24 protein-coding genes are annotated in these 20,844 nt (G+C 60.2%); 9 read left to right on the top strand and 15 right to left on the bottom strand.

The genetic code is table 11. The features are described 5' to 3' along the window. From ACLGL5_RS04290 to ACLGL5_RS04325, 8 genes are all read right to left on the bottom strand, one after another. Positions 1 to 339: a DUF6634 family protein gene (locus ACLGL5_RS04290; protein WP_051726803.1), complete on the bottom strand. Its 339-nt coding sequence runs from the start codon at positions 337 to 339 to the stop codon at positions 1 to 3. Beyond that, the gene (locus tag ACLGL5_RS04295) at positions 333 to 2,189 is read right to left on the bottom strand and encodes an AAA family ATPase (RefSeq protein WP_069090400.1); all 1,857 of its coding nucleotides are present in this window, start codon (positions 2,187 to 2,189) and stop codon (positions 333 to 335) included. The genes ACLGL5_RS04290 and ACLGL5_RS04295 overlap by 7 nt, the downstream gene beginning before the upstream one ends. Further along, positions 2,189 to 2,401 carry a hypothetical protein gene (locus ACLGL5_RS04300; protein WP_141700865.1) on the bottom strand — a complete coding sequence of 71 codons (213 nt, stop codon included), beginning with the start codon at positions 2,399 to 2,401 and terminating at the stop codon, positions 2,189 to 2,191. The genes ACLGL5_RS04295 and ACLGL5_RS04300 overlap by 1 nt, the downstream gene beginning before the upstream one ends. 368 nt (positions 2,402 to 2,769) lie before the next feature. Next, positions 2,770 to 3,558 carry a hypothetical protein gene (locus ACLGL5_RS04305; protein ID WP_069090401.1) on the bottom strand — a complete coding sequence of 263 codons (789 nt, stop codon included), beginning with the start codon at positions 3,556 to 3,558 and terminating at the stop codon, positions 2,770 to 2,772. A gap of 653 nt (positions 3,559 to 4,211) precedes the next feature. After that, positions 4,212 to 4,913 carry a Crp/Fnr family transcriptional regulator gene (locus ACLGL5_RS04310; protein ID WP_038647105.1) on the bottom strand — a complete coding sequence of 234 codons (702 nt, stop codon included), beginning with the start codon at positions 4,911 to 4,913 and terminating at the stop codon, positions 4,212 to 4,214. A 578-nt stretch (positions 4,914 to 5,491) separates the two neighbouring features. Further along, positions 5,492 to 5,920: a L,D-transpeptidase gene (locus ACLGL5_RS04315; protein ID WP_069090402.1), complete on the bottom strand. Its 429-nt coding sequence runs from the start codon at positions 5,918 to 5,920 to the stop codon at positions 5,492 to 5,494. A gap of 251 nt (positions 5,921 to 6,171) precedes the next feature. Further along, positions 6,172 to 6,417 (bottom strand): hypothetical protein, encoded by a 246-nt coding sequence (locus ACLGL5_RS04320; protein ID WP_141700866.1) that lies wholly within the window; start codon positions 6,415 to 6,417, stop codon positions 6,172 to 6,174. Between the two features lie 27 nt (positions 6,418 to 6,444). Further along, positions 6,445 to 7,092, bottom strand: coding sequence for a BON domain-containing protein (locus tag ACLGL5_RS04325; RefSeq protein ID WP_240565447.1), 648 nt, complete (start codon positions 7,090 to 7,092; stop codon positions 6,445 to 6,447). A 255-nt stretch (positions 7,093 to 7,347) separates the two neighbouring features. On the opposite strand from ACLGL5_RS04325, the gene ACLGL5_RS04330 reads away from it, so the two are divergent. Further along, a complete protein-coding gene (locus ACLGL5_RS04330; RefSeq protein ID WP_083246461.1) occupies positions 7,348 to 7,893 on the top strand; it encodes a host attachment protein in 546 nt (181 codons plus the stop codon). Here the strand turns inward: ACLGL5_RS04330 and ACLGL5_RS04335 are convergent. After that, positions 7,890 to 8,387 carry a CDP-archaeol synthase gene (locus tag ACLGL5_RS04335; RefSeq protein WP_051726806.1) on the bottom strand — a complete coding sequence of 166 codons (498 nt, stop codon included), beginning with the start codon at positions 8,385 to 8,387 and terminating at the stop codon, positions 7,890 to 7,892. The two genes, ACLGL5_RS04330 and ACLGL5_RS04335, sit on opposite strands and share 4 nt — an antisense overlap. A gap of 141 nt (positions 8,388 to 8,528) precedes the next feature. Between ACLGL5_RS04335 and ACLGL5_RS04340 the strand changes: the two genes are divergently transcribed. Further along, positions 8,529 to 8,975 carry a pyridoxamine 5'-phosphate oxidase family protein gene (locus ACLGL5_RS04340; protein ID WP_069090404.1) on the top strand — a complete coding sequence of 149 codons (447 nt, stop codon included), beginning with the start codon at positions 8,529 to 8,531 and terminating at the stop codon, positions 8,973 to 8,975. Between the two features lie 376 nt (positions 8,976 to 9,351). Here the strand turns inward: ACLGL5_RS04340 and ACLGL5_RS04345 are convergent, their stop codons facing one another. Further along, a complete protein-coding gene (locus tag ACLGL5_RS04345) occupies positions 9,352 to 9,903 on the bottom strand; it encodes a nitroreductase family protein (protein ID WP_038647115.1) in 552 nt (183 codons plus the stop codon). A gap of 264 nt (positions 9,904 to 10,167) precedes the next feature. Between ACLGL5_RS04345 and ACLGL5_RS04350 the strand changes: the two genes are divergently transcribed. Beyond that, complete coding sequence (locus ACLGL5_RS04350; protein WP_240565017.1) at positions 10,168 to 11,223, top strand: LOG family protein; 1,056 nt, start codon at positions 10,168 to 10,170, stop codon at positions 11,221 to 11,223. 74 nt (positions 11,224 to 11,297) lie between these two features. Here ACLGL5_RS04350 and ACLGL5_RS04355 read toward each other — a convergent pair whose 3' ends face one another. Further along, the gene (locus ACLGL5_RS04355; protein WP_171903227.1) at positions 11,298 to 11,837 is read right to left on the bottom strand and encodes a nitroreductase family protein; all 540 of its coding nucleotides are present in this window, start codon (positions 11,835 to 11,837) and stop codon (positions 11,298 to 11,300) included. Positions 11,838 to 12,202: 365 nt separating this feature from the next. Between ACLGL5_RS04355 and groL the strand changes: the two genes are divergently transcribed. The 6 genes from groL (at position 12,203) to ACLGL5_RS04385 (ending at position 16,888) form a co-directional block, all read left to right on the top strand. Then, complete coding sequence (gene groL / locus ACLGL5_RS04360; protein WP_069090405.1) at positions 12,203 to 13,825, top strand: chaperonin GroEL; 1,623 nt, start codon at positions 12,203 to 12,205, stop codon at positions 13,823 to 13,825. Positions 13,826 to 13,955: 130 nt separating this feature from the next. Continuing rightward, positions 13,956 to 14,771, top strand: coding sequence for a universal stress protein (locus ACLGL5_RS04365; protein WP_038647119.1), 816 nt, complete (start codon positions 13,956 to 13,958; stop codon positions 14,769 to 14,771). Between the two features lie 77 nt (positions 14,772 to 14,848). After that, positions 14,849 to 15,379, top strand: coding sequence for a flavin reductase family protein (locus ACLGL5_RS04370; protein WP_069093209.1), 531 nt, complete (start codon positions 14,849 to 14,851; stop codon positions 15,377 to 15,379). A gap of 89 nt (positions 15,380 to 15,468) precedes the next feature. After that, positions 15,469 to 16,293 (top strand): universal stress protein, encoded by an 825-nt coding sequence (locus ACLGL5_RS04375; RefSeq protein WP_038647121.1) that lies wholly within the window; start codon positions 15,469 to 15,471, stop codon positions 16,291 to 16,293. 79 nt (positions 16,294 to 16,372) lie between these two features. Then, on the top strand, positions 16,373 to 16,600 hold the full coding sequence (locus tag ACLGL5_RS04380) for a ChaB family protein (RefSeq protein ID WP_038647123.1): 228 nt from the start codon (positions 16,373 to 16,375) through the stop codon (positions 16,598 to 16,600). A 72-nt stretch (positions 16,601 to 16,672) separates the two neighbouring features. After that, positions 16,673 to 16,888, top strand: a complete 216-nt coding sequence (locus ACLGL5_RS04385; RefSeq protein ID WP_038647125.1) for a hypothetical protein — start codon at positions 16,673 to 16,675, stop codon at positions 16,886 to 16,888. Between the two features lie 189 nt (positions 16,889 to 17,077). Here ACLGL5_RS04385 and ACLGL5_RS04390 read toward each other — a convergent pair whose 3' ends face one another. The 4 genes from ACLGL5_RS04390 to ftsH form a co-directional block, all read right to left on the bottom strand. Then, positions 17,078 to 17,476 (bottom strand): baeRF12 domain-containing protein, encoded by a 399-nt coding sequence (locus tag ACLGL5_RS04390; RefSeq protein WP_338100926.1) that lies wholly within the window; start codon positions 17,474 to 17,476, stop codon positions 17,078 to 17,080. A 150-nt stretch (positions 17,477 to 17,626) separates the two neighbouring features. Continuing rightward, a complete protein-coding gene (locus ACLGL5_RS04395) occupies positions 17,627 to 18,274 on the bottom strand; it encodes a BON domain-containing protein (protein ID WP_240565018.1) in 648 nt (215 codons plus the stop codon). A gap of 131 nt (positions 18,275 to 18,405) precedes the next feature. Continuing rightward, positions 18,406 to 18,924 (bottom strand): pyridoxamine 5'-phosphate oxidase family protein, encoded by a 519-nt coding sequence (locus ACLGL5_RS04400; protein WP_051726808.1) that lies wholly within the window; start codon positions 18,922 to 18,924, stop codon positions 18,406 to 18,408. 52 nt (positions 18,925 to 18,976) lie between these two features. Continuing rightward, the gene (gene ftsH / locus ACLGL5_RS04405; RefSeq protein ID WP_069090408.1) at positions 18,977 to 20,797 is read right to left on the bottom strand and encodes an ATP-dependent zinc metalloprotease FtsH; all 1,821 of its coding nucleotides are present in this window, start codon (positions 20,795 to 20,797) and stop codon (positions 18,977 to 18,979) included. Positions 20,798 to 20,844 lie beyond the last annotated feature (47 nt).

Genomic DNA, 20,844 nt, shown 5'->3' on the forward strand with positions numbered 1-20,844 from the left:
TCACGAGTCACCGAACGAGCGGCCATGCCTGCCAAGTTTGTACCAGCGCGACAAAGTGCGAGCCCACTTCCCGTCCGTCGACATCAGCCACAGGTCCGAGGTGGTGATCGGCCGCTCATCGCCCGTGAGCCTCGGATGGCCCGTGGAAAGCCCGACGAGGCACGGGCTCGAGCGTCCACCGACAAGCCAGCTGTCGAGGCGTGGAGCATTTTCGACCAAGTCTTCGACCGGAGTGCCAAGGCCCACCTGCTCCATATCGGAAACAAGCGCCGACAGCCGGCCCAGTTCGACCTCGAATGCCCAGCTCTGAATCTGGCTGCCAGGTTTGAACGTCAGCATTGAAACGCCCTTTTGTCTGTAGTGTCGGAGATTTCGGATTTTGGATCGCGATCCGTGCCCGACGGCCGCGCAGGGGCACTGGCGACTACGGAGGTGAGATCCCCCTTCAGATGATGGCGTAGGATTCCTGCCAGCGCCGTCGTGTCGGGTTTTGGGATAATGATGTGCGTCTCAAGCCTTCCAGAACGGACAATGGCGGGATCGATCGCGGATGGGCGGTTGGTAGCGCCAATGACGATGACGCCAGACGATTTTGCAACGCCGTCCAGAAGCTCAAGCGCGCGATTTACGATTGTGTTCCAGTAGGTCGACCATTCCCCTTCGGTGCCCCGCTTGCCGATGCCGTCGATTTCGTCAATGAATAGAATCGATGGCGCGGCGGCTTCCGCCTCGGCGAAGGCTGCACTCATTCGTTTCAGGGCGTCCCCAAGATAGCCGGGCTCAAGCCAGGTCGCGACCGAAGTCGCAATCAGCGGAATCTGCAAACTGTTGCAGAGCGCCTCTGCGAAGCTTGTCTTGCCCGTTCCTGGTGGACCGCTGAGCAAGAGCTTCACACTCATGGATTCCCAAGTGAGCTTTCCTGCCCGCCACAACTCGACGTCTTCCTTCAGGCCGAGTGCCCAATCCTTGGCCTTGCCATACCCGGTCAGCGTTTCCACGCGGGGAATGAAGCGGTCCCGTTCGGTGCCTGTCAGCACGGCCGGATGGCGGCGCGCGCTGCCCGATCCTGGATTGTCGCGCCCGGATTTTGAGGCCCTCGTGCCGCTGGATGATTTTCGGCCGGAATCCTTGTCTGTAGTGCCGCTGCCAGTCTCCTGCTCGACGGCAGATGCGAGCCGCATGCGGGCAAGGTCATCCAGAAGGTCAAGGGCGCGTCGCACGGACGTTCCTGGCCGGATCGCGAGCGCCAGATCGGAGAGCGTCAGCGCTGATGCATGGGCGTGGGCGATGCCAGCTTCCGACACTGTTCCAAGAACCGCGCGCATGGTCTGGCGGATGATGCCCATGTCCATCGGACCGCAGGTCAGATTGATCCGGGCGGCGTGTCGGAGGAGCTCCGGAAGTCGATCATCGCTCTCGGCAACGCCAAGGATCGGATAGACACTCCGGGCGGCGCCTGCGACGCATCGCTCGGCCTGCTGTTCATCACCTGCCTCGAAATCTTGCCCCTGGAAGGTGACCACCCGCCAGCGGGGATCACCGGGGACTTGGGCGAAGCGGAGTCCATAACCATCCCTCGCGACGTTATTGCCGTTGCAAGATGCTACGATGCCGGGAAGAACCAGCCCCCGCCCGAGCAGGTCGAGGAATGCTTCCTCGAATCCTGCGACGCGCCCGGTGATAGTCATGATGGGACTGGGGAAACGCAGCGCCTCCAGGACTTCGTCGACCGGTGTCGCGCTCATGGTGATCGACTGGGCGACGAGCAGCATGGTAGCGACGTCTAGCGCGCGCAGAGGCTCCGCCGACCGGCGCACAGTGCGGAGCAGGTTTGCCGTATCCGGAAGACGGTCTGCAAAGGATCGCGACGCACCGCTGCCCTTCCGGAGTCCTTTGGTACCGCGACCGGCTGAACTCTCCAAATCCTCCATCGCAATGCCGTACACGTCGTCTTCCGTCGCTCTGCCAGATCTGGGACCGCCATTGCCGCTATGCTGGATCAGACGCGAGATCTCGGCCTGCGATTTGCCGGCGACAGCTGGCCCCGGCGTGAAGGTCCGCAACTTCCGCCCTTCCGACGTCCGAAGCCTCTCAACAAGGATTCCACCTTCCACGGCATGGTCGATGGCGTCAGCCTCCGCGCGGTGGCGGAGACGCCAAAGGAGATGATTTGCAAGACGGATATCCATCACCCAGGCCTCCGCTTCGAGCGCGTCAAAGGTTTCAGGTTGAGGAGCCCGGACGCGTCGCACCACTCGGCGACCATGATGCAGGCCGGATCACCTTCCTCGATCCGTCGAGTCAGCAGTTCGATGATGACGGTCGGAATGGGTACCCGCTGGGCGAGGCTGATCCGTGCATAATGGATGACGAGACCCACCGTCACAGCAGGATCTTCCATAGGCTTGATCCTGCAGTCGCAAGCCGTGATGCCGCCGGCGCGCCTGAGCTCGGCACAGGATTCGCTGTGTCCGAGGAGCATCAGAAGCGGAAGCGAGGCAGTCGCCTTCCTTGGCTTGACGGTTGGCGCCACGGTGTGGGTTGCCGATGCGGGCGACCTCCTAGGTTTCGACCTTGGGGCTGCTCCGACGCCGTTGCCCACGCCTGCAGGATTCGCCTGCTTCTGTTTCCTGGTACTTGGCGCTTCGACTGTGAGCCGCGAAGGCTCCTTCCAGGGGACGGGTTTTCTCATGGGGACATACTCCTCCCGTTCCGCAGCATGCTGCGGTCGGTGATGTCGACAATGGAGCGCTGGAATCGCCTTTGGCGTCAGTGCAGGCTCGGCCTTCGGGCGTATCCGAAGCGGGACTGTTGCGTCACGGACGCCTGCAACGGAACGACAGAGGCCTGTTCGTGCCCAACTGGCGGATGGTCGCCCGCGGGATTCGCTCCGTCGAGGTACTTGTCAGGTTCGACGTGGTCGCCCGCCAGCGTCCGGCAGCGGCGCGCGAGCTCATCCTGGACCCGACCGGAGAACGCTTCCCGGATCAGCCTGATGGAGCCGGCAGCGCCCTCGGATTCGAGAAGGTCGTCGATCTCCGAAAGTCGGAAGACACCCCGCTCGGGATCGGACACCTGATCGGCTCCGTCGACGATAGCGGTCTCGATCTTCACCAGGAGCGGCCCCTGGTGTTCAGCCACCCATTCCGGCGCTATCGCCGCCACCGCCAGCATCCTGAACCGCAGCCGGTCCACTTCCTGAGGACGGTAGGAGCCGAGGCTTCGCTTGATGTCCAGGATTAGCCCGCTGTGTGTTGTTCTGTTCACCACAAACAGGTCAGGCTTGTAGGTCTCGGTCGAATGCACTCGAGACGGAAAGCGCACACCCTTGATCTCCTCAGACGGCGTCCGCTTCAGCATCTCCTGCGCGGCGGGCACGATCGGCATCGCTTTCGTCGGCAATAGTTTCAGATTGGGGTTCCGCTGGACGGCTAGCTCGACGGCCATTTCCAACAACCGGCCTTCCTGCATCACCGCCGAACGGAAGAAGCCGAAGAGCGACGCATACTCGCCGAAGGTGATGTCGCCCCGGACCTCTCCGGCGAGCGCCGCCTTCATGGCTTCATCGACCAGCCTGTCGATGTCGTTGTCGAAGGCTCCAGGCGGTGGCGATCCAGTCGATTGTCCCAAATGTCGTCTATGACCCGATTGCCGTACCGTCGAACTCCGCCGGTCCCCTTCCGGACGGCGGAAATGCCATCTATCACTTCTCATAGCCCAAGACCTCTTACCAGGTTGCGGGTCAGGCCTGCGTTGGTGCTTCTAACACCAGCGGGGGCCGCCTGTTGCTGCTCCGCTAGCGAAGCACGCGCAATCGATCGGGATCCGGATTGGATCTCAAGCCCAGAGCCCGTACATGGTTAATTCGTCCGTCTCATCGCGACGGTTCGTTCAAACGGGCAAGTTGCGCCAGAAGCGGTAGTTCCCACCCAAGGATGAACGTCCGCAACAGCCAAGCGAACGTCGCCCATTACTGGCGAAGACTGATGGCCGTACAATTAGATCCCCTTAAGCGTCGGCAGATTTCCCGTTTGCTGGACGCGGAAACCAAGAAGCTTCAACGCGCGCAACGGGTAGATTAACGAGGCGCAAAAAGAGACGGAATCCCGGTAGTAGCGATCGACGCTTTAGGGGCAACTTCGGTGACAGATTCCCCCCACTCGGTATTACTCAAGATGTTGAGAGCGACTTCTGAGCCTCATGCAGCATGCTTAGTGGCCGCGCAGGAGCTTGTCGTAATATGCCTTGACGGTGCCGTAGCACTCGCAAGTGCTCTCCAATAGGCCCGGCACATTGATGATTTCGATGTGCCCCCGGTGATATCGGATCAGGCCGGCGTGCTGGAGCGTATTCGCAACGATGGACACGCTGTTGCGTTGAGTGCCCAGCATCTGAGCCAGAAACTCCTGTGTAAATGACAGGGTGTCGCTTCCGGAGAGATCGCGGGCACGCAGCAGCCAGCGCGACAAGCGCGCTTGGACCGTATGAGACGCATTGCACGCAGCTGACTGCAGCGCTTGCGCGAAGATGACCTGTTCGTGCCGCATAAGGAGCGCGCGAAAGGGCGCGCTTTGGTCGGCCGCCGCCCGCAGACGGGAGGTCTCCAGCACCGATGCGTTTCCGGACAGTTGAATGATGGCTGTGTTCAGAGAGATCTTGCCATCCAGTGCGGCAAAGGCGCCGAACAGGCCGTCACTGCCAACCATTGCGACTTCCACAGTCGCTCCCGTTTCGAGCCTCACCACCATGGAAATGATCCCGCCATGGGGAAAATACACTTGAGCAATCTCGCCGCCGCCTTCGACCAAGACGGTTCCTTGCACCAATTCGACGGGTTTCAAGTGGGGGCGTAGAAATTCGAACGCTTCGGGCGCCAGCGACGACAATAGACGATTGGGCGAAACGGCGACCATGGCGCTCCCTTGGACAAGGCGGGAGCGCAGCTAACTCTCAGTCGCCGGCGCCTCAATTCGTGACCGGCGATGAGGCAAAAGTAGCTGCGCACCCGGCAATTGGCAAGCAAGCCAGATACTCCGCCACTCCAGAAATGACTATGCACGGTACCGGGCAGACGCCGAGCCTCGCCAGGGCACAAATTGCGCGTAAAGCGCAAATCTGGGCGCCGCTGACTTACAGATGCTCCTAAACGCTTCGGCCCGTTAGGGGGGCCTGATGCCACACAGATACGCTGAGTTTGTGCACCTGGAAAATATCAAGCACTTCGAAGAGAGGCTGGAGAGGGAATCCGACCTCGCTACTCGGAAGACGCTTTTGCAGTCGCTGGACGAGGAACGGACAAAGCTTTCGCAGATAGAGGCTGCGACACGCAGGGCCGACAACCCAGCATAAGTCGCGGATAAAAGCGATATACCGCCATTGAGCTGGAATGATAACGTCGGCGGGAATTCCTCTCAACAATAGCTGACCCCTGCAGGCGAATTATGCACCTTCAAGGGAGTGCAGTGCCGTTCGTGGCGGCCCGTAGCTGATCTCATGGCCTGATTGTTATTTCGGTCGCGCCCTTGCCGTATAGTCTGACCAGTTCGAAGAGGCGACGTGCGTTAGCGGGGAGAAGCCGCACGCAACCATGAGATACCGGGCGCCCAAGTTTGCCGACCTCGTTCGTGCCGTGGATGGCATATCCGCCGCGAAAGAAGATCGAATATGGCATCGGCGATAAATCATACCGCGTGGAAAACCACGTCCTCTCAAGCCTAACCGGGTGAAAGTGCCCGACTGGCGTCCGGTATCCCCGCCGCGCCGTTGAGACCAGCCAGCTGTAGCGATCTCCACCATCCACCTCGACCATCATCCTTTGCTGTGAAAGATCGATCAGAACTTCGACTTTTGCCGCAAATGCATGCGTTGCCGGGAAGAGTTCAATCAATAGGACCGCGAGGGAGAACCAGGAAACGCGCAATGTCTTTCCTTTGCAGAGGACGACACAATCATGGAACCCTCCTATTCATTTTCCTGCGTCAACGATTTGATTTACATCACAATCATTGCCCAGAAGCGCGTTTGGATCGGACTTCATGCACCGTGCCACGTTCGTTTCGATGCCGTCGGCCAGTGCCGTGGCCACTGCAGACGCGCTTCAATCAATCAGATCAGCAGAGGATTATGATAGATAGGTCGATTGCCACGGCGTCAGCAAACTTTGCGGCCGGCTCAGCCGCGCGACTGGCTCCCATCAGCGAGAGGCGAGCGATACGCATCGCACTCCATCCAGATACAGATCGCAGTACGACCGCAGCGAGCAGTTTTCAGCGGCAAACTGATGAGCGTGGCGGCGATCTCATATTTCAGGCCGTAGAAAGCACTGTTCAGGTTGATATCTAAGATCTTCCGCCGGTCCTCTTGAGCGGCGTCGCTCTTATCACCGCCGTCAAGCCTGCAAAAAAGGAAAGCGGACACAATCGCCTCCCTTAGCATTCAGCCTTGTCACGCGATCATGATACGATCTTCGACCAGGTGAACCCCAGGGGCCGCCCACGCTGCCCTTACCGATGCACTCCGTTCGGCCCAAGTATGCACCTTGCCGTCGAGCCGGACCTTGCCGTCGGACACGCTGACATTTATTGCCTTCGCCTCGACTTCGGCATTGCGCTTCAGTGCATCTTCGATGCGCTTCTTGACATCAGACACTGACGCGTGGGGTTTCACCTCGATGTTGTTGTAGACACCGAGTACGCCCGCCAAATATTGAATGGCGTTGGCAGCGCCGGCTTTCTGGTATTGCCAGTCGACCATTCCAGTCAGGGTTACCCAGCCATTCTGGACCTTGACCTGAACAGCTCCTTCGGGAATTACCGTGTTCCAGGAGATGGTGTGGAGAGCACGCTTGGCGATCTCCTCGTCTGTGGTGACGTGGGAACCGTAAGGCCGCACTTCAATTTCCTGTGCCAGGCCTTTCACGCCTTTGACGGAAAGTGCCGCATTTTCCGCGGTAGCCTTCTGGGCGAAGGTCGAAACATGGCCCGTTAGTGTGACCACCCCGTTGTCGACGGCGACGCCGTTATTGGCCGCGTCGATGCTGGGCTCAAACTCCAATTCATCGATGATGTCCTGCCGTAAAATATTGTCGTTCATTGTCGCACCCTTTCTACAAGCGAAAACCCTCCTTCTATCAGATTGCCCGAATGAGCTGGCTGTCGCGTTGACAAGGATCAAACAGGCGGACGTGCTCGCCTGCGGATCGAAGCTCGATGGACACGCATCAACAGGCCAGGTGCCGAAGCCCGAACCCGACGCAAGCTGTATTCGTGTGTCAAGGCGAGCTTCGATCCGTCATTGGCTAGACGGCGCTGCGGACGACGCATCAGCGATGAGGATGCAAGGGCAACATTGACCTCGATCAACAACAAAAGTCTTGGCCATAGTATGATTATGATGGCTGTTTTTAACGAGGCTATCATGAGACGGCAAAGGATCTGGGTTTTGGTCGCGGATGGAGCACGCGCGCGAATACTGCGCGATGTCTCATCGGCGGGGGAACCGTCCGGTGACGGTGATGAGCTGGTTTTTCACGCGGAACGACGGCAACTGCGCGAAATCATGGCCGACAGGCCTGGTCGCAGCTTCGCCTCTGTCGGGACGCGCCGATCGGCGATGGAGTACCATTCTGAGCCCGTGCGCGAGGAGGATCGAGCCTTTGCGTCAACGTTGGCCGACACGCTGCATAATCATCATCTTGCAAAGGATTTTGACCAACTCGTCGTCGTTGCCGCTCCCCAGATGTTAGGCGACCTTCGTCAGGCATTTCCGGAAAGCCTCCGCAAAGCCATTACCGCAGAGATCGCCAAGGACTTCACCAAGTTGCCGGCGCTCGAGCTTCGCGATGCGATCCGCAAGCTCGAAATAAATCGCCGATCGCCGGTAAGTGAGAACTAATAGGGCCTGTCTCGGACATGCAGCATATAGAGGAACCGGGACACCAACAGTTCCCCGATCCAAAACGCTCCAACACCGATTAGGATGTCCCAGACCGAAAATCCGACGAGGTTCCTGGCTACGAGGAAGGGCAACAGGGATTCCGGCACTTGATCGAAACCAGGGGCCTGGGCACTCGAAGCCAATCTCAGGCGGCGTTTGAGGAAGCTGGACAACATGTCGCCGACCATGGCGGTGAAACCGACGAGCATTCCGGTTTCGATGTCGAGCCCGATCATGGGAGCGCCCATCGCCGTTGCAAGGATTGCCAGGACCAACCCGCGGACCGTCTTTGACCGACCCAGAAGTGGTTGCCCGTCCCAGAAAAGACAACCGCCATCAATTGGCCAAGCAAGCCAGTCGCCAAGCATTTTCTTGGCGATCACGGGCACTCCGTTCGCGAGAGTGAGCAAAATGAGGAACTGGGTAATCGGCCAGAAACTAAGCTGCGACACGGTCTCTCCCTCCGAGAAGCGTCGAGGCCGACCCCAGAAAAAAGAGAGCTTCCATCAGGCGATGGGAGCGTAGAGTCTGCCAAGATTGACGCGCCGGTTGCCTGGCAAAGCTTTCGGTTCCTAACCGTTCTGGAGACGACAATGTTGATACGTGCCCTAAGCATGAGCGAATGCCGAGAATTGCTGGCCGGGCATCATTTGGCCCGCTTGGCTTGCGCCAAGGACGGGCGCCCCTATGTGGTCCCGATCTATTATGCATACGCTGATGAGGCATTTTACGCATTCTCTATTCCAGGCAAGAAGATCGACTGGATGCGTTCCAATCCGCAAGTGTCCGTGCTCGTCGAGAGTCCGTTGCCAAGACGTCAGTGGAAGAGCGTCGTCGCGGATGGACGCTACGAAGAGTTGCCCGAGAGGATCGGTCACAAGCGCCAGCGGGATCGTGCTTGGTCATTGCTGAGTACCCACACCAGCTGGTGGGATCCTGGCGCCCTGAAACCACTCACCCCTCCCCTGGCCGACGATGCCCGCCACATATTCTTCCGGATAGCTATAGAGGAGATCTCGGGGCGAGAAGCCAGGGAATAGGCTCCAGAGCGTCGAGGTGTTCGGGTTTGGCGGCTGACCGGACTCAGGACGGGCCGCGGGATCGCATTCGCGAGCAGATATGGTCGGCTGGTGCTCGGCCTGGGCCGATCCGACACCGAAGCATCCGAAGGCGATCGATGACCGCGGCTGTGGAATCTTCGTTGTTCACGGAGCCACTGTTTCGAACCAGGTTGAGATGGGCGCCATCGCTCAGGTCAGTGCCGCTGCGATCGGGAGGCGTCGGATGCGCTTGCCAGACGCGGCGTAGACAGCATTGGCGATCGCGGCGGCCGTCGGTACCGATCCTGGTTCGCCAACGCCGGTTGACGGCACGTTGGCATCGCCCACGAAAGTGACCTCGATCGCATGCGGCGCGTCAGCGGCTCCATACGATCTTGGCCTTCTGCCGTGGCGTTGGTGATGGAAGCGACCTGCGATGACCCAGAATGATGGGCGCGACGGCGTGCCACTCTGCCGGAATGCCGAGTTCCGCCTTGACTGCCGGATCGTTGAGCCACGGTCGCGACAGACCGATCCAGCACGTCCCGAGACCCTTCGCATGCGCCGCAAGCATGAAATTCTCCCCGGCCAGGCAGCAGTCCTCGAATGACTGGCTCTCACCATCTGCAGCGCAGATGATGATGAGTGCGGCCGCGCCGTGAAAAATCTCGAAAGCCGGGTCGGCTGCATGCATCGCCAACGGGGATCCGGCGGGCAAGTGCAGTTGCACATGGCGCTTGGCTTCCGCCGAAAGCCTGCGTAGACGCTCGGCTCCGGGCACGACGACGAAGCTCCATGGCTGACGGTTGATGGCGCTCGGCGCCAGGATGGCCGCTCCGATCAGATCTTGCACTACGGTTTCATCCAAAGGTTCGTCCGTGAATTCCCTCACGGCACGCCGAGTGCGCAACGCTTCCATCAGTTCCATGACACGCTCCAAAAGCCGATTGCCGCCAATCTAGGCGCCGACACAGGTCGCGCTTTGATGCATCTCAAAGCTTCGTCTGCTGTCTCCCCTGATGCTGGCGAAGAGACTTAACGGAAAGAAGAGCCGCGGACGGCGGGACATGCTGCAACACCTGCCCCTGGAGAGGTACGAGGCACCGACCGGTTATCGATCCAGGATTTGATCGCTCCAGTGTTGCGCTCCAACACGGCTCGGCGCGACGCTCGATGTGTTGGCGCTTCCACTGTGTATGATGTCGAGATTGCGGATGCGCCGTTCAAACTGAATAGGAAAGCCATCAAGATGGACCGATCCGAGGCTGGTAGATCAAAACGCAGGCTGCGGGTGATCTCCGTCCCCCCACCACCCCACCCGCTGCAGCGGCAGCTGCCGTTGCCTGGGCAGACCCGCAAGACTCCGGCAGACGACCCTGGAGCGGCTGGCCGGATTGAGGCCATACTGGCCAGCCCCAGCTATCGATTGGCAGTCGAAGATCCTGCCTTTCTCGAAAGCGATGATACGCGTGGGCCGCGACTCGAAATCGACTACCTCAAGCCAGAGATGTTGCTGCGTCAGCACCGCATTCGCGGAACGATTGTCGTGTTCGGCAGTACGCGCATCTGCGAACCAGTTGCGGCGCGGCGCAACCTTAGCGCACTTCGAAGCACGGAACTGGTGCAACCGCCCGCCGACGTGAGCTTGCGTCTCAGGGCGGCCGAACGAATTGCATCGAAGGCGCGCTACTACGATGTCGCACGTCAATTTGGCAGATTGGTCAGCGGCGCCAATCGCGATCAGCTGGATCACCAAATCGTGATCATGACGGGTTCAGGTCCCGGGATCATGGAGGCTGCCAACCGGGGCGCTTTCGATCTTTCCATGCCTTCGGTAGGGCTCAACATCAGCTTGCCGAATGAACAATACCCCAATCCGTATGTCAGCCCGGAGCTTTGTTTTCAGGTGCACTATTTCGCCATCCGCAAACTTCATTTCCTGCTACGCGCGAAGGCCCTTGTCGCCTTTCCCGGCGGGTTCGGAACACTGGACGAACTGTTCGAAACCCTCACCCTTGTTCAGACCCGCAAGATCAAGCCAATTCCAGTCGTCCTGGTTGGCAAGGAGTTCTGGCGCCGTGCCATCGACATGGATTTCCTGGTGGAGGAAGGAGTCATCGATCCGGAGGATCGCGACCTCTTCTGGTTTGCCGAAACGGCGGAGGAAATTTGGGAGGGTATACTGAACTGGCATGCCGCAGCCGGAGAGGCGCTCTATCCTGCGCCAACGGCTTCTCATGCGCCGTGACATCCCCATCAGGAGCCCAAGGAAGCGCTCCGGCCGACCGGGCGGCACGCTGAGTCAAAATCGAACCGCTACGCTTAGACCGCGGGCTTCGGATATCCGACGGGTTGGACAAACGTGACGATCTGTGACTTGGGCAGCTTGAGAAGTTGGGCCAAACCTCGTTTGTCGACGCTGCTCACCAGGCAAGTGCCAAGACCGACAGAGGCGCAATAGAGATAGACATTCTGTGCCACGATGGCTGTGTCGACGTGCGCAGCCTGGATCTGTTCCTCGGCGCTTGCTTCGTACATGCGAGCGCGGTCGGCGACATAGATCAGCACAACAGGCGCGGTTCCAACGAAGGGCTCGGCACCTGTCCTCATGCGAATATCTTCCGCAAGCACGATGGGAGCCGCCTGGATCATTGGATCGAATTGGCGCACTCCCTGTCCGTCCGCCACGTAGATCGCGGTCTCCATCGAGCCGTGCCATGACGGCGCCGTATGACCGCCGGTAGCGGGCCTGTTCAGACCAAAAGCGCACCACAGCAAAGTCGAGAGGTCCCCCTCTTCGATCGACTTGTCGTCAAAGAGCCGGATCGAGCGCCTGAGGGACAAGGCCTCAAGCAGGGGCATTCCTCCGAGCCTCATTGCCTCCGGAAGGGCCGTGGCGCTATCGGCGGATGCTGGCCGGCATGCCAACGCAACGGGAAGCGCAGCCGCTGTCAGAAAGAGACGTCTCGTAAATCCGCGCATGGCTGCTTCCTGCATGGGCCCCGAAGCATCAAGCAGGCAGTTGCGCAGGTCATCATTGATCACCGTCAAAGGCCGGAGATAGTGATCAATGCTCACAGGGCGCCGAATGTGAGGGTAGGATGAGGATCAGAGGCTGAATTTCTCGAGCATCGCCGGTCTCTACCGCTGACGCTTGGATTGATGCGTATCAAAGCCGGCCGAACTCACCCCTGCTAGCCAAGGCGGATCATAGCACCGAGGCGGTCATGGCTCACAAACAGGTATTGTTTCGATCAGCAGCGCGCGAAAAGATTCTTCGTGGCGCAACCCAGCTCGCCGACGCCATACGCGTGACGCTCGGGCCGCGTTCGAAATCGGTTCTGATCGAAAAGAAATGGGGCGCTCCCACAGTCTGCAATGACGGCGTGACCATCGCCAAGGAATTCGACCTGAAGGATCCCGAGGAAAATCTTGGGGCGCGGATGCTCAGGCAGGCGGCGGAGAAAACCGGGGACATGGTCGGTGACGGCACCAGCACGTCGACCATTCTGGCCCATGCGATGTTCGCCGACGGCGTACGCAACGTCGTCGCCGGCGCCAGCGCGATCGACATAAAACGAGGCCTTGACCGCGCCACCAAACGGGCAATCGAAACGCTCAAGCAGATATCTCGGCCTGTCTCGACCCGTCGCGAGAAAGAACAGGTGGCAACGATCTCCGCGCACAACGATCCTCTCATCGGTCAGTTGGTCGGCGAGGCAATGGAGAAGGTCGGCGGCGAAGGCGTCATTACGGTCGAAGAATCGAAGACCACGGAAACCGTCCTCGACGTCGTCGAGGGCATGCAGTTCGATCGCGGATTCCTGTCACCATATTTCGTGACCGATCCCGAGAAGATGGAAGCGGTCCTCGCAGACGCGCTCGTGCTCATCGTCGAAAAGAAGATCGCTTCGCTGAATGATCTGATCAAGCTGCTCGAGGCTGTGGCGAAGTCCGGAGCCCCCCTGCTCGTTATCGCCGAGGAAGTCGAAGGCGAGGCACTGGCGACGCTCATCGTCAATCAGATCCGCGGCACCTTCAAGAACTGTGCCGTAAAGGCGCCAGGCTTCGGCGATCGCCGCAAGGCCATGTTGCAGGATATCGCCATCCTGACCGGCGGACAGGTCATCTCCGAGGATCTCGGGCTCAAGCTGGAAAACGTCACCATGGAGCAGTTGGGGCGCGCGAAGCGGATTGTCGTCGACAAGGACAATACGACGATCATTGGCGGCGGCGGAGATGCAAAGGCGATCAAGGGCCGTGTCGAACAGATTCGGCGCGAGATCGACAATACGACGAGCGACTATGATCGCGAGAAGCTGCAGGAGCGACTGGCCAAGCTTGCGGGCGGCGTCGCCGTCATCAAGGTCGGCGCGCCGACCGAGGCCGAGATGAAATCGAAGAAGGAAGCGCTCGACGATGCCATCAGCGCCACCAAGGCTGCGATCGCCGAAGGCATAGTGCCAGGCGGCGGGCTCGCCCTCTTGCGCTGCATCAAGACCGTGACCGACGAGCAAGAGAATTGCGAAGGCGACGAGCGCACGGGCGTGCAGATTCTCAAGCGGGCACTCGAAGCACCGGTCCGGCAGATCGCCGAGAATTCCGCGGTCGACGGCGGCGTTGTCATTGCCAAGATGCTCGAAGGCACCGGCAATTTCGGCTTCGATGCGGGAAAGAAGGAATATGTCGACTTGGTCGAAGCCGGCATCATCGATCCGACCAAGGTCGTTCGCATCGCACTGGAGAACGCAGTCTCGGTGGCGAGCGTCCTGCTCTTAACCGAAGCGACCATGACCGAAATACCGGAACCGACGAAAGAACGCGCCCTCGAACCAGAGATGCCAATGTAGGGCGGCGAGACCACAATTCAGATGGAGGCGAAAGGCGCGATCCGCCGAGATCGGCAGACTTTGATGCGCATCAAGGCGCACGATCGGACCTCAGGTGATCCTGCGACAAATCTCATCGGAGGGCACGAAAATGATCTTCAACACCATCATGGTTCAACTCGATGTCGATTCTCCGGCAGCGCCGCGAACGAACTATGCGCTGGAGTTGGCGCGACGCTTCGAAGCCAAGCTGATCGGTTTTGCCGCGGCCGATTCATATGTCTTTGTTCCCGGTGACGATGGTGGGATGGCGGCGGCGGAAATCATGCGTGAACGTCGGATCGAGATCGAGGATCGCCTGAAGATCCTCAAGGAGGAATTCTTGTCTCTCGTCGGAGACGGCGCCACCTTACGTGAAGAGATCGGGGATCCGACACGCCTGCTCGCGATGCACGCCCGCGCCGCCGATCTCGTCGTGACGGGAACGCCGGTCTCCGGCGCTGATCACAACCGGGTGGTCGACATCGGAACATTGGTGCTGTCGGCTGGGCGGCCTGTGCTGATCGCGGCTGACCGGCTTGTTCCACCTGACCCCGAGAAGGTTCTGGTGGCGTGGAAGGATACTCGCGAGGCTCGGCGAGCAGTCACCGATGCATTGCCCTTTCTGACCGGCGCACAAGATGTGCTCGTGGCGACGATCGAAGAACAGAAGCAGAGGGATGCGCGCGAAAGTGTCGGCGACGTCGTCCGGTTCATGATGAGGCATGGCATCAAGGCGAGATCGGAAGTCCTGGACCCGGATCATGGGGATGCTTGCGAAACCATCATCGAACTCGCCCACGGCATGGGTGCCGACCTTGTCGTCGCCGGCGGCTATGGTCACAGCCGGCTGCGTGAATGGGCCTTTGGTGGAATGACCCGCTCCCTGCTCAGCAATGGCTCCGTCAACCGCTTGTTCTCGAACTGACACGCCACATGCAGGCTGTTCGCCGCGGTGACGGCCGCCTTGCGCTTGGCAATATCGAATACAACGGAGGTGCGAAGATGAAGGAACTGCCGCTTGCAGATGTCTATCGGCTGATCGAGCCGGGTCCAGTCGCTCTGCTGACAACCCGGGCGAGAGGCCGCGCCAATGTCATGACCATGTCGTGGCACATGATGGTGGAGTTTACACCGCCGACGATTGCCTGTGTCGTGTCGAGTGGCGATTTCTCGTTTGGCGCGTTGCGCGACACGAAGGAGTGCGTGATCGCTATCCCGGCCGTGGGGCTGGCGGAGAAAGTCGTGGCGGCCGGCAACTGCTCAGGCCGGGACAAAGACAAGTTCGCGACGACCTGGCTGACGCCGCTGCCCGGCGAGCGTGTCGCCGCGCCCTTGGTCGCTGAATGCTTTGCCAATCTCGAATGCCGCGTGGTCGATACCCGGCTCGTCAACAAATACAATCTTTTCGTCCTCGAGGTCGTGAAGGCTTGGGTTGATCCGGGGCAGCCAAGGCCCAAGACCATGCACCATATTGGAAAGGGTACCTTCGTGGTGGACGGAGAGACCATCCATTTCGAGTCGCATATGCCCTGAGGTCGCAACTTGATCGGCATCAAGGATCGCAATGCGTGGGACGGGCTAGATTAAGCCGATCCGACCGATACCGACCAAGAGCATCACCGATGGGGTACAAATCCATTCTGCTGAATGTGGGCATAGATGGCCCGATCGCGCCCGTCACCAGGATCGCCATCGATCTTGCCAGGCGCTCCAAGGCTCGGTTGATCGGCTTCTGTGCGGCCGATGCGCCCTTGCCCGTGACGATGGCGCCCGAGGGTGCCGCTATAGCCGCCGAGGTCTGGCAGCAGTTGAGGGACGATATCAAGAAGCGTTTCGAGGAGCGGCGCCTCGAGTTTGACGGTCTGGTTGCCGGTTCGGTGGCGACGGAGTGGCGCAACATGCTCGACAATCCCAACCATGCCTTGGTCGCGGCATCAAGGAGCGCGGATATCATCATCACTGGAGCTCCTGAAGGGGCTTCCTCCGGCGATTCCTATCGGACTGTCGATCCCGGCGGCCTCGCGCTGCGTGCCGGCAGGCCAGTGTTGATCTCGTCGGTCGGCGCGGAGCAGGCACCGACAGGGAGGATCGTGGTTGCCTGGAAGGATACCCGCGAAGCCAGGCGCGCGGTGGCCGATGCCGTGCCGCTGATGGCGATGGCGGATGATGTGATCGTGGTCAGTATCGATTCCGAACCGGGTGACCGAACGACGGCAGGCATAAAGGATGTAGCGACCTTCCTGGCCAGGCACGGTATCACGGCTCGCACCGAAGTGCTGAAGGCCGATGACGAGAGCGACGAGCTGATCGACTTCCTGAGTTCCGCCAAGGCCGACCTGGTCGTGTCAGGCGCTTATGGACACAGCCGGATCAGGGAATGGGTGTTCGGCGGCGTTACCCGCTCGCTGCTCGACGACGTCCAGCTCTGCCGCTTCCTGTCAAACTGATCGCCGCCCCTCGACGTGCCTTGGCCTGTTCGTCAGCCACCTGCGTAGGCGTCGGTTGGGCCTGGAAGTGAGGACCGCAATGCCTTATGCGACCGAGGAAGATCTTCCACCGCCCATCAGGACCCACCTGCCCCCGCATGCCCAGGAGATCTTTCGCGCCGCCTTCAACAGCGCCTGCGACGAATATGCCGACCAAGGCGAAAAGCGTGAGGAAACAGCCTATCGCGTCGCCTGGGCTGCCGTGAAACGCCATTATCGCAAGGAAGGCAGGGATTGGGTGCCTATCCGAGCAAACCGGGCAAATTGATCGAGATCAAGACAGTCCCAGCTGCATTCATTCATAGGATTTGGGATCAAGCACTTAGGCAATGTGGTTTCAATGACGGACAGCGTTACGGGGCTTCTCAACGCGTGCAACGCTGAGAAGAGCAAAGGGGCGGATTTTCCGACGATCTGGAAAGCGATCCTGAAGGTACACCCTTGTGTCACGGGATCACCGATTCAGGACAGCAGCGACGACGGTCCGGTGCTGCGAATTCCTTTGATCACAGGGCAATTTCTCGTCTTCCTGGGCTCGGACTTCTCGCTCGTTTAGCGGCAATGGCTGACAGCTATCGGTTGTGCAGGGATCCCGAGATTCTTGGCTGGGGATTTGCGGCGGACGCCACTGGCGAAAAACACTGCCGCCAGCGATCCCTTGCCAGTCATAGGTGCGTGAAGCCAACATCCCGCCACACCAGCGACGGTCGTCGATAGCAGCCTGGTTATGGGGTGTGCGGACTACTCAAGCCGCCGCCAACGTATTTTCGATGGCTTCGACTGAGTGCTTCACGAGATCCTTGCCGAGTTCACCCGCCAGTTTCGCTTTAAGCGAAGGCTCGACATGCTTGCGCAGTTCGCCGAGCGTGCGCGGATCGGCAACCACCACCACATGCTCGAACGCTTCCGTCAGCGCCCCCCGATTGAGATACTCGGCAACGGCAGCGGCAAAATCGTCTTCCCGCAGGCGAGAGTCGTCCGGATTGGCGGTGGAACTGCGGTGGCGACCGCCCGACCCGGTGTTGGCCGTTTTGAGCGTCGGCTCGCCCAATTCAACCAGATCGATCTGGGGTTCGTGGCCCTTGTTGCGAAACAGGCGCAACTTCTCGCCCTCGGTTACCGCGACCAGCGTGCCAGTCGTCATAATCATGTTGTTACTCCTTGACATAGAATGAAGGCGTTGCTCGCCATCATTGGCCGCGATCCTCACCGCCAGATGCACTTCGCGGTGGCGCGTGCCTCGGACTATCGGCGCGACGGCCGCTTGAGCCGCCGCGTCAACCAGGTCGAGCCATCAGACGATCGCAATCCGGTCTTCCACCATCCGGACGCCCGGCGTCGACCAAGCGGCGCGTTCCGCTGCCTGGCGCTCGGACCATGCCTTGACCTTGCCTTCAAGCGTCACCCTGCCATCCCGCACGTTGACGCGGATCGCCTGGGCTTCGATTTCCGCATCGCGCTTCAGCGCATCCTCGATGCGCTTCTTGACGTCGGGTACCGAGGCACGTGGGGTGATTTCGATCTGATTGGCAACGCCGACAACGCCGGCCAGCCCGCGCACGGCCTCGGCCGCCGCGTTCTTCTGGTATTGCCATTCAACTTTCCCGGTCAGCGTGATCCAGCCGTCCTGGACCTTGACCTGCACCTTGTCCCTCGGGATGGAGACATTCCAGGTCACGGCATTGACCGCACGCCTGGCGATCTCGTCGTCCGCGGTCCCCTTCTGTCCAATCAGCCGGACTTCGATTTCCTCGGCGATACCCTTCACGCCCTTGAGCCGCTTGACCACATTTTCGGCAGTGGTCTTTTCCCAGTAGGAAGAAACATGTCCGGTGAGGGTGACGATGCCATCTTCCACGGCGACGCCGATGTGGGCGGCGTCGATGCTCGGCTCAAATTCCAACTCATCGAGAATGTTCTGACGCAATGTTAGATCCGTCATTGGTCTGTCTCCTGTTTGTTGAAGCGGACTTGTCGCCCGCGGCGACAACAAAGCACCCTTGGCGCTCCTGCTCATTGATCCTGCTCAATGCCGGGTCAGATAGTCAGGTGGTCGGACGATTGGCGCGGTCGTCACGAGGTTGCGGAAGTGCCCGCAAGCCAATGGTGTTGCATGCTGTCCAGGGTTTCGGCGATGTCTTCAGCCTCGACTTTGACGAGATCGGCATGACCAAAACCCAGAGAATAGTCGAGCAAGGAGACGATCGTGGGCCGTACTCTGAAGAGCTTCGCGGGTGCGGCCTCAGAGGGCTGGATGGTCGAAATCTGCGGGAAGCGCTGCACCATCAGGCGTCCTATTTCTGTGAGCTCGGCAGGCAAGACGACCTCGGTGGCGGTCGCCGCCATCGACAGCCCCTTGATCTCCAGCCAGTTGTCGTAGGGTGCGGTCATGGCGACCGAAACGCGCGGATCGCGAGAAATATTCCCTGCTTTCTGCGAGCCGGCGCCGCAGCCGAAATAGAGCAGCAAACCATCATGGACGAACGAGACCACCGTCGCCTGGGGCGAGCCATCGGAGCGGTTCGTTGCGATCGTCATGTCCATGCAACGCGCCAGGATGTCGATCATCTTCTGCTGAAGCTTGTGTTTCATGACACTCTCCTCGTTTGTTCAATGCGGACCAGGATCTCCGCCTGCATCGCCTTCACGCCGCCGGGGCCAGCATCTCGGTTCGCCGCAGCGGAGCGAAGTCGTCAGGCGTCAGCGTTTCTTTCTCGAGCAGCAGCCTCGCGCCAGCGCGCAGGTCGGTGATCCTTTCGCGAAGCAAATCCCTGGCATTGGCAAAGGCCTCATCGATCATACCGCGGACTGCCAGATCGACCTCACGCGCCGTGGCCTCCGAATAGTCCTTTTTGTTCGGCAGGCCAGGGCCGTCGCCAAGCCATTGCAGACGCTGCTCTTCGAGGACTGCCTGCCCTACCGTCGGGTCCATGCCGAAACGGGTGACACATTGACGGGCGATGTCCGTGACCTTCGCGAGGTCGTCGGCCGCCCCGGTCGAAACTTCGCCGAATATGACTTCCTCCGCCGCGCGGCCGCCCATGAGGACGACCATGCGGTCCTTCAGTTCACTGACCGTGATCAGGAACCGATCCTCGGTCGGACGCTGCATGGTGTAGCCGAGAGCGCCGATCGAGCGCGGGATGATGGATACCTTGTGCACCGGATCGGCGCTCCTCTTCGCGACCGCCACCAGGGCGTGCCCCATTTCGTGAAAGGCGACACGCTCACGCTCCTGCGGTTTCAGCAATCGGCTTTTGCGTTCCGACCCTGCGACGATGCGCTCGACCGCATTGGTGAAGTCATCCATCGTCACCTTGTCGGCGCCGCGTCGCGTGGCGACGATGGCCGCCTCGTTGACCAGATTGGCAAGGTCGGCCCCGGTGAAACCGGGCGTTATCGCGGCAATCTCGTCCGCGCTGACGCCAGGAGCGATTGAGACTTTCTGGATGTGGACCTTGACGATCGCCTCCCGACCTTTGCGGTCAGGCCGGTCCAGAACGACCTGCCGGTCGAAGCGCCCTGCCCGCAGCAAGGCCGGGTCCAGGATTTCGGGCCGATTGGTGGCGGCCAGCAGCACGATACCGACACGCGGATCGAAACCGTCGAGTTCCGACAGCAGTTGGTTCAATGTCTGCTCTTTCTCGTCACCGCCGCCGTAACCCGCGAACGGGCTGCGGGCACGTCCCAACGCGTCAAGTTCGTCGATGAAAATGATGCAGGGCGCAGCTTGCCGGGCCTGCTCGAACAGGTCCCGCACCCGCGCTGCCCCCACGCCGACGAACATCTCGACGAATTCCGAGCCTGAGATGGAAAAGAAGGGCACCCCCGCCTCGCCTGCGACCGCGCGCGCCATCAGTGTCTTGCCGGTTCCGGGCGGCCCGACCAGCAGGATGCCCTTGGGGATACGCGCGCCAAGGCGACCGTACTTGTCTTTGTCCTTGAGGAAGGAAACGATTTCCTGCAGTTCGGCCTTGGCTTCATCGACGCCCGCCACGTCTTCAAAAGTCACTCCGGTCTTGCGCTCCAGATAGACCTTCGCCTTCGACTTGCCGATGTTGATCAGGCCGCCCATGCCTTGCCTGTCGGCGAAGCCGCGGAAAAAGAACATCCAGATGCCGACGAAGATCAGCGCTGGCAGAATCCAGGAGAGAATTGTCGTCAGCCAGTTGCTGTCGGAAGCGCCGCTGACCTTGGCGCCGGCCTTCTCAAAAACCGTGGCTGCCGCAGGGTCGACGCGATTGGCAAGGAATGTGGTCTTGCCATCCTCCGGCTCCTTGAACGCACCTTCGATCATGGTCTCGGTGAGCGTGACGGACGCAACCTTGCCCTCCTGCGCGAGGCGGATGACGTCACTGTAGGAAAGCTGAGCGGTATCGCGATACGCGAGCCAGGATTGAAGCAAGCCGATCAGCAGAAGAGCGGCCACGACGTAGCCGATGTTGAATTTATGCTTGTTGTCCATCGTTCGACGCTCGAACCAGATTTTGCAGGATTGGGTTCGAAAACTGC

The sequence above is a fragment of the Mesorhizobium sp. U510 genome, assembly GCF_059180695.1.

What these genes read in the sequence shown, in the direction of transcription:
- ACLGL5_RS04290 (WP_051726803.1), bottom strand. Translation starts at nt 339, where the DNA reads ATGCTGACGTTCAAACCTGGCAGCCAGATTCAGAGCTGGGCATTCGAG.
- ACLGL5_RS04295 (WP_069090400.1), bottom strand. Translation starts at nt 2,189, where the DNA reads ATGGATATCCGTCTTGCAAATCATCTCCTTTGGCGTCTCCGCCACCGC.
- ACLGL5_RS04300 (WP_141700865.1), bottom strand. Translation starts at nt 2,401, where the DNA reads ATGGAAGATCCTGCTGTGACGGTGGGTCTCGTCATCCATTATGCACGG.
- ACLGL5_RS04305 (WP_069090401.1), bottom strand. Translation starts at nt 3,558, where the DNA reads ATGAAGGCGGCGCTCGCCGGAGAGGTCCGGGGCGACATCACCTTCGGC.
- ACLGL5_RS04310 (WP_038647105.1), bottom strand. Translation starts at nt 4,913, where the DNA reads ATGGTCGCCGTTTCGCCCAATCGTCTATTGTCGTCGCTGGCGCCCGAA.
- ACLGL5_RS04325 (WP_240565447.1), bottom strand. Translation starts at nt 7,092, where the DNA reads ATGAACGACAATATTTTACGGCAGGACATCATCGATGAATTGGAGTTT.
- ACLGL5_RS04340 (WP_069090404.1), top strand. Translation starts at nt 8,529, where the DNA reads ATGTTGATACGTGCCCTAAGCATGAGCGAATGCCGAGAATTGCTGGCC.
- ACLGL5_RS04345 (WP_038647115.1), bottom strand. Translation starts at nt 9,903, where the DNA reads ATGGAACTGATGGAAGCGTTGCGCACTCGGCGTGCCGTGAGGGAATTC.
- ACLGL5_RS04355 (WP_171903227.1), bottom strand. Translation starts at nt 11,837, where the DNA reads ATGCCCCTGCTTGAGGCCTTGTCCCTCAGGCGCTCGATCCGGCTCTTT.
- groL (WP_069090405.1), top strand. Translation starts at nt 12,203, where the DNA reads ATGGCTCACAAACAGGTATTGTTTCGATCAGCAGCGCGCGAAAAGATT.
- ACLGL5_RS04365 (WP_038647119.1), top strand. Translation starts at nt 13,956, where the DNA reads ATGATCTTCAACACCATCATGGTTCAACTCGATGTCGATTCTCCGGCA.
- ACLGL5_RS04370 (WP_069093209.1), top strand. Translation starts at nt 14,849, where the DNA reads ATGAAGGAACTGCCGCTTGCAGATGTCTATCGGCTGATCGAGCCGGGT.
- ACLGL5_RS04375 (WP_038647121.1), top strand. Translation starts at nt 15,469, where the DNA reads ATGGGGTACAAATCCATTCTGCTGAATGTGGGCATAGATGGCCCGATC.
- ACLGL5_RS04380 (WP_038647123.1), top strand. Translation starts at nt 16,373, where the DNA reads ATGCCTTATGCGACCGAGGAAGATCTTCCACCGCCCATCAGGACCCAC.
- ACLGL5_RS04385 (WP_038647125.1), top strand. Translation starts at nt 16,673, where the DNA reads ATGACGGACAGCGTTACGGGGCTTCTCAACGCGTGCAACGCTGAGAAG.
- ACLGL5_RS04390 (WP_338100926.1), bottom strand. Translation starts at nt 17,476, where the DNA reads ATGACGACTGGCACGCTGGTCGCGGTAACCGAGGGCGAGAAGTTGCGC.
- ACLGL5_RS04395 (WP_240565018.1), bottom strand. Translation starts at nt 18,274, where the DNA reads ATGACGGATCTAACATTGCGTCAGAACATTCTCGATGAGTTGGAATTT.
- ACLGL5_RS04400 (WP_051726808.1), bottom strand. Translation starts at nt 18,924, where the DNA reads ATGAAACACAAGCTTCAGCAGAAGATGATCGACATCCTGGCGCGTTGC.
- ftsH (WP_069090408.1), bottom strand. Translation starts at nt 20,797, where the DNA reads ATGGACAACAAGCATAAATTCAACATCGGCTACGTCGTGGCCGCTCTT.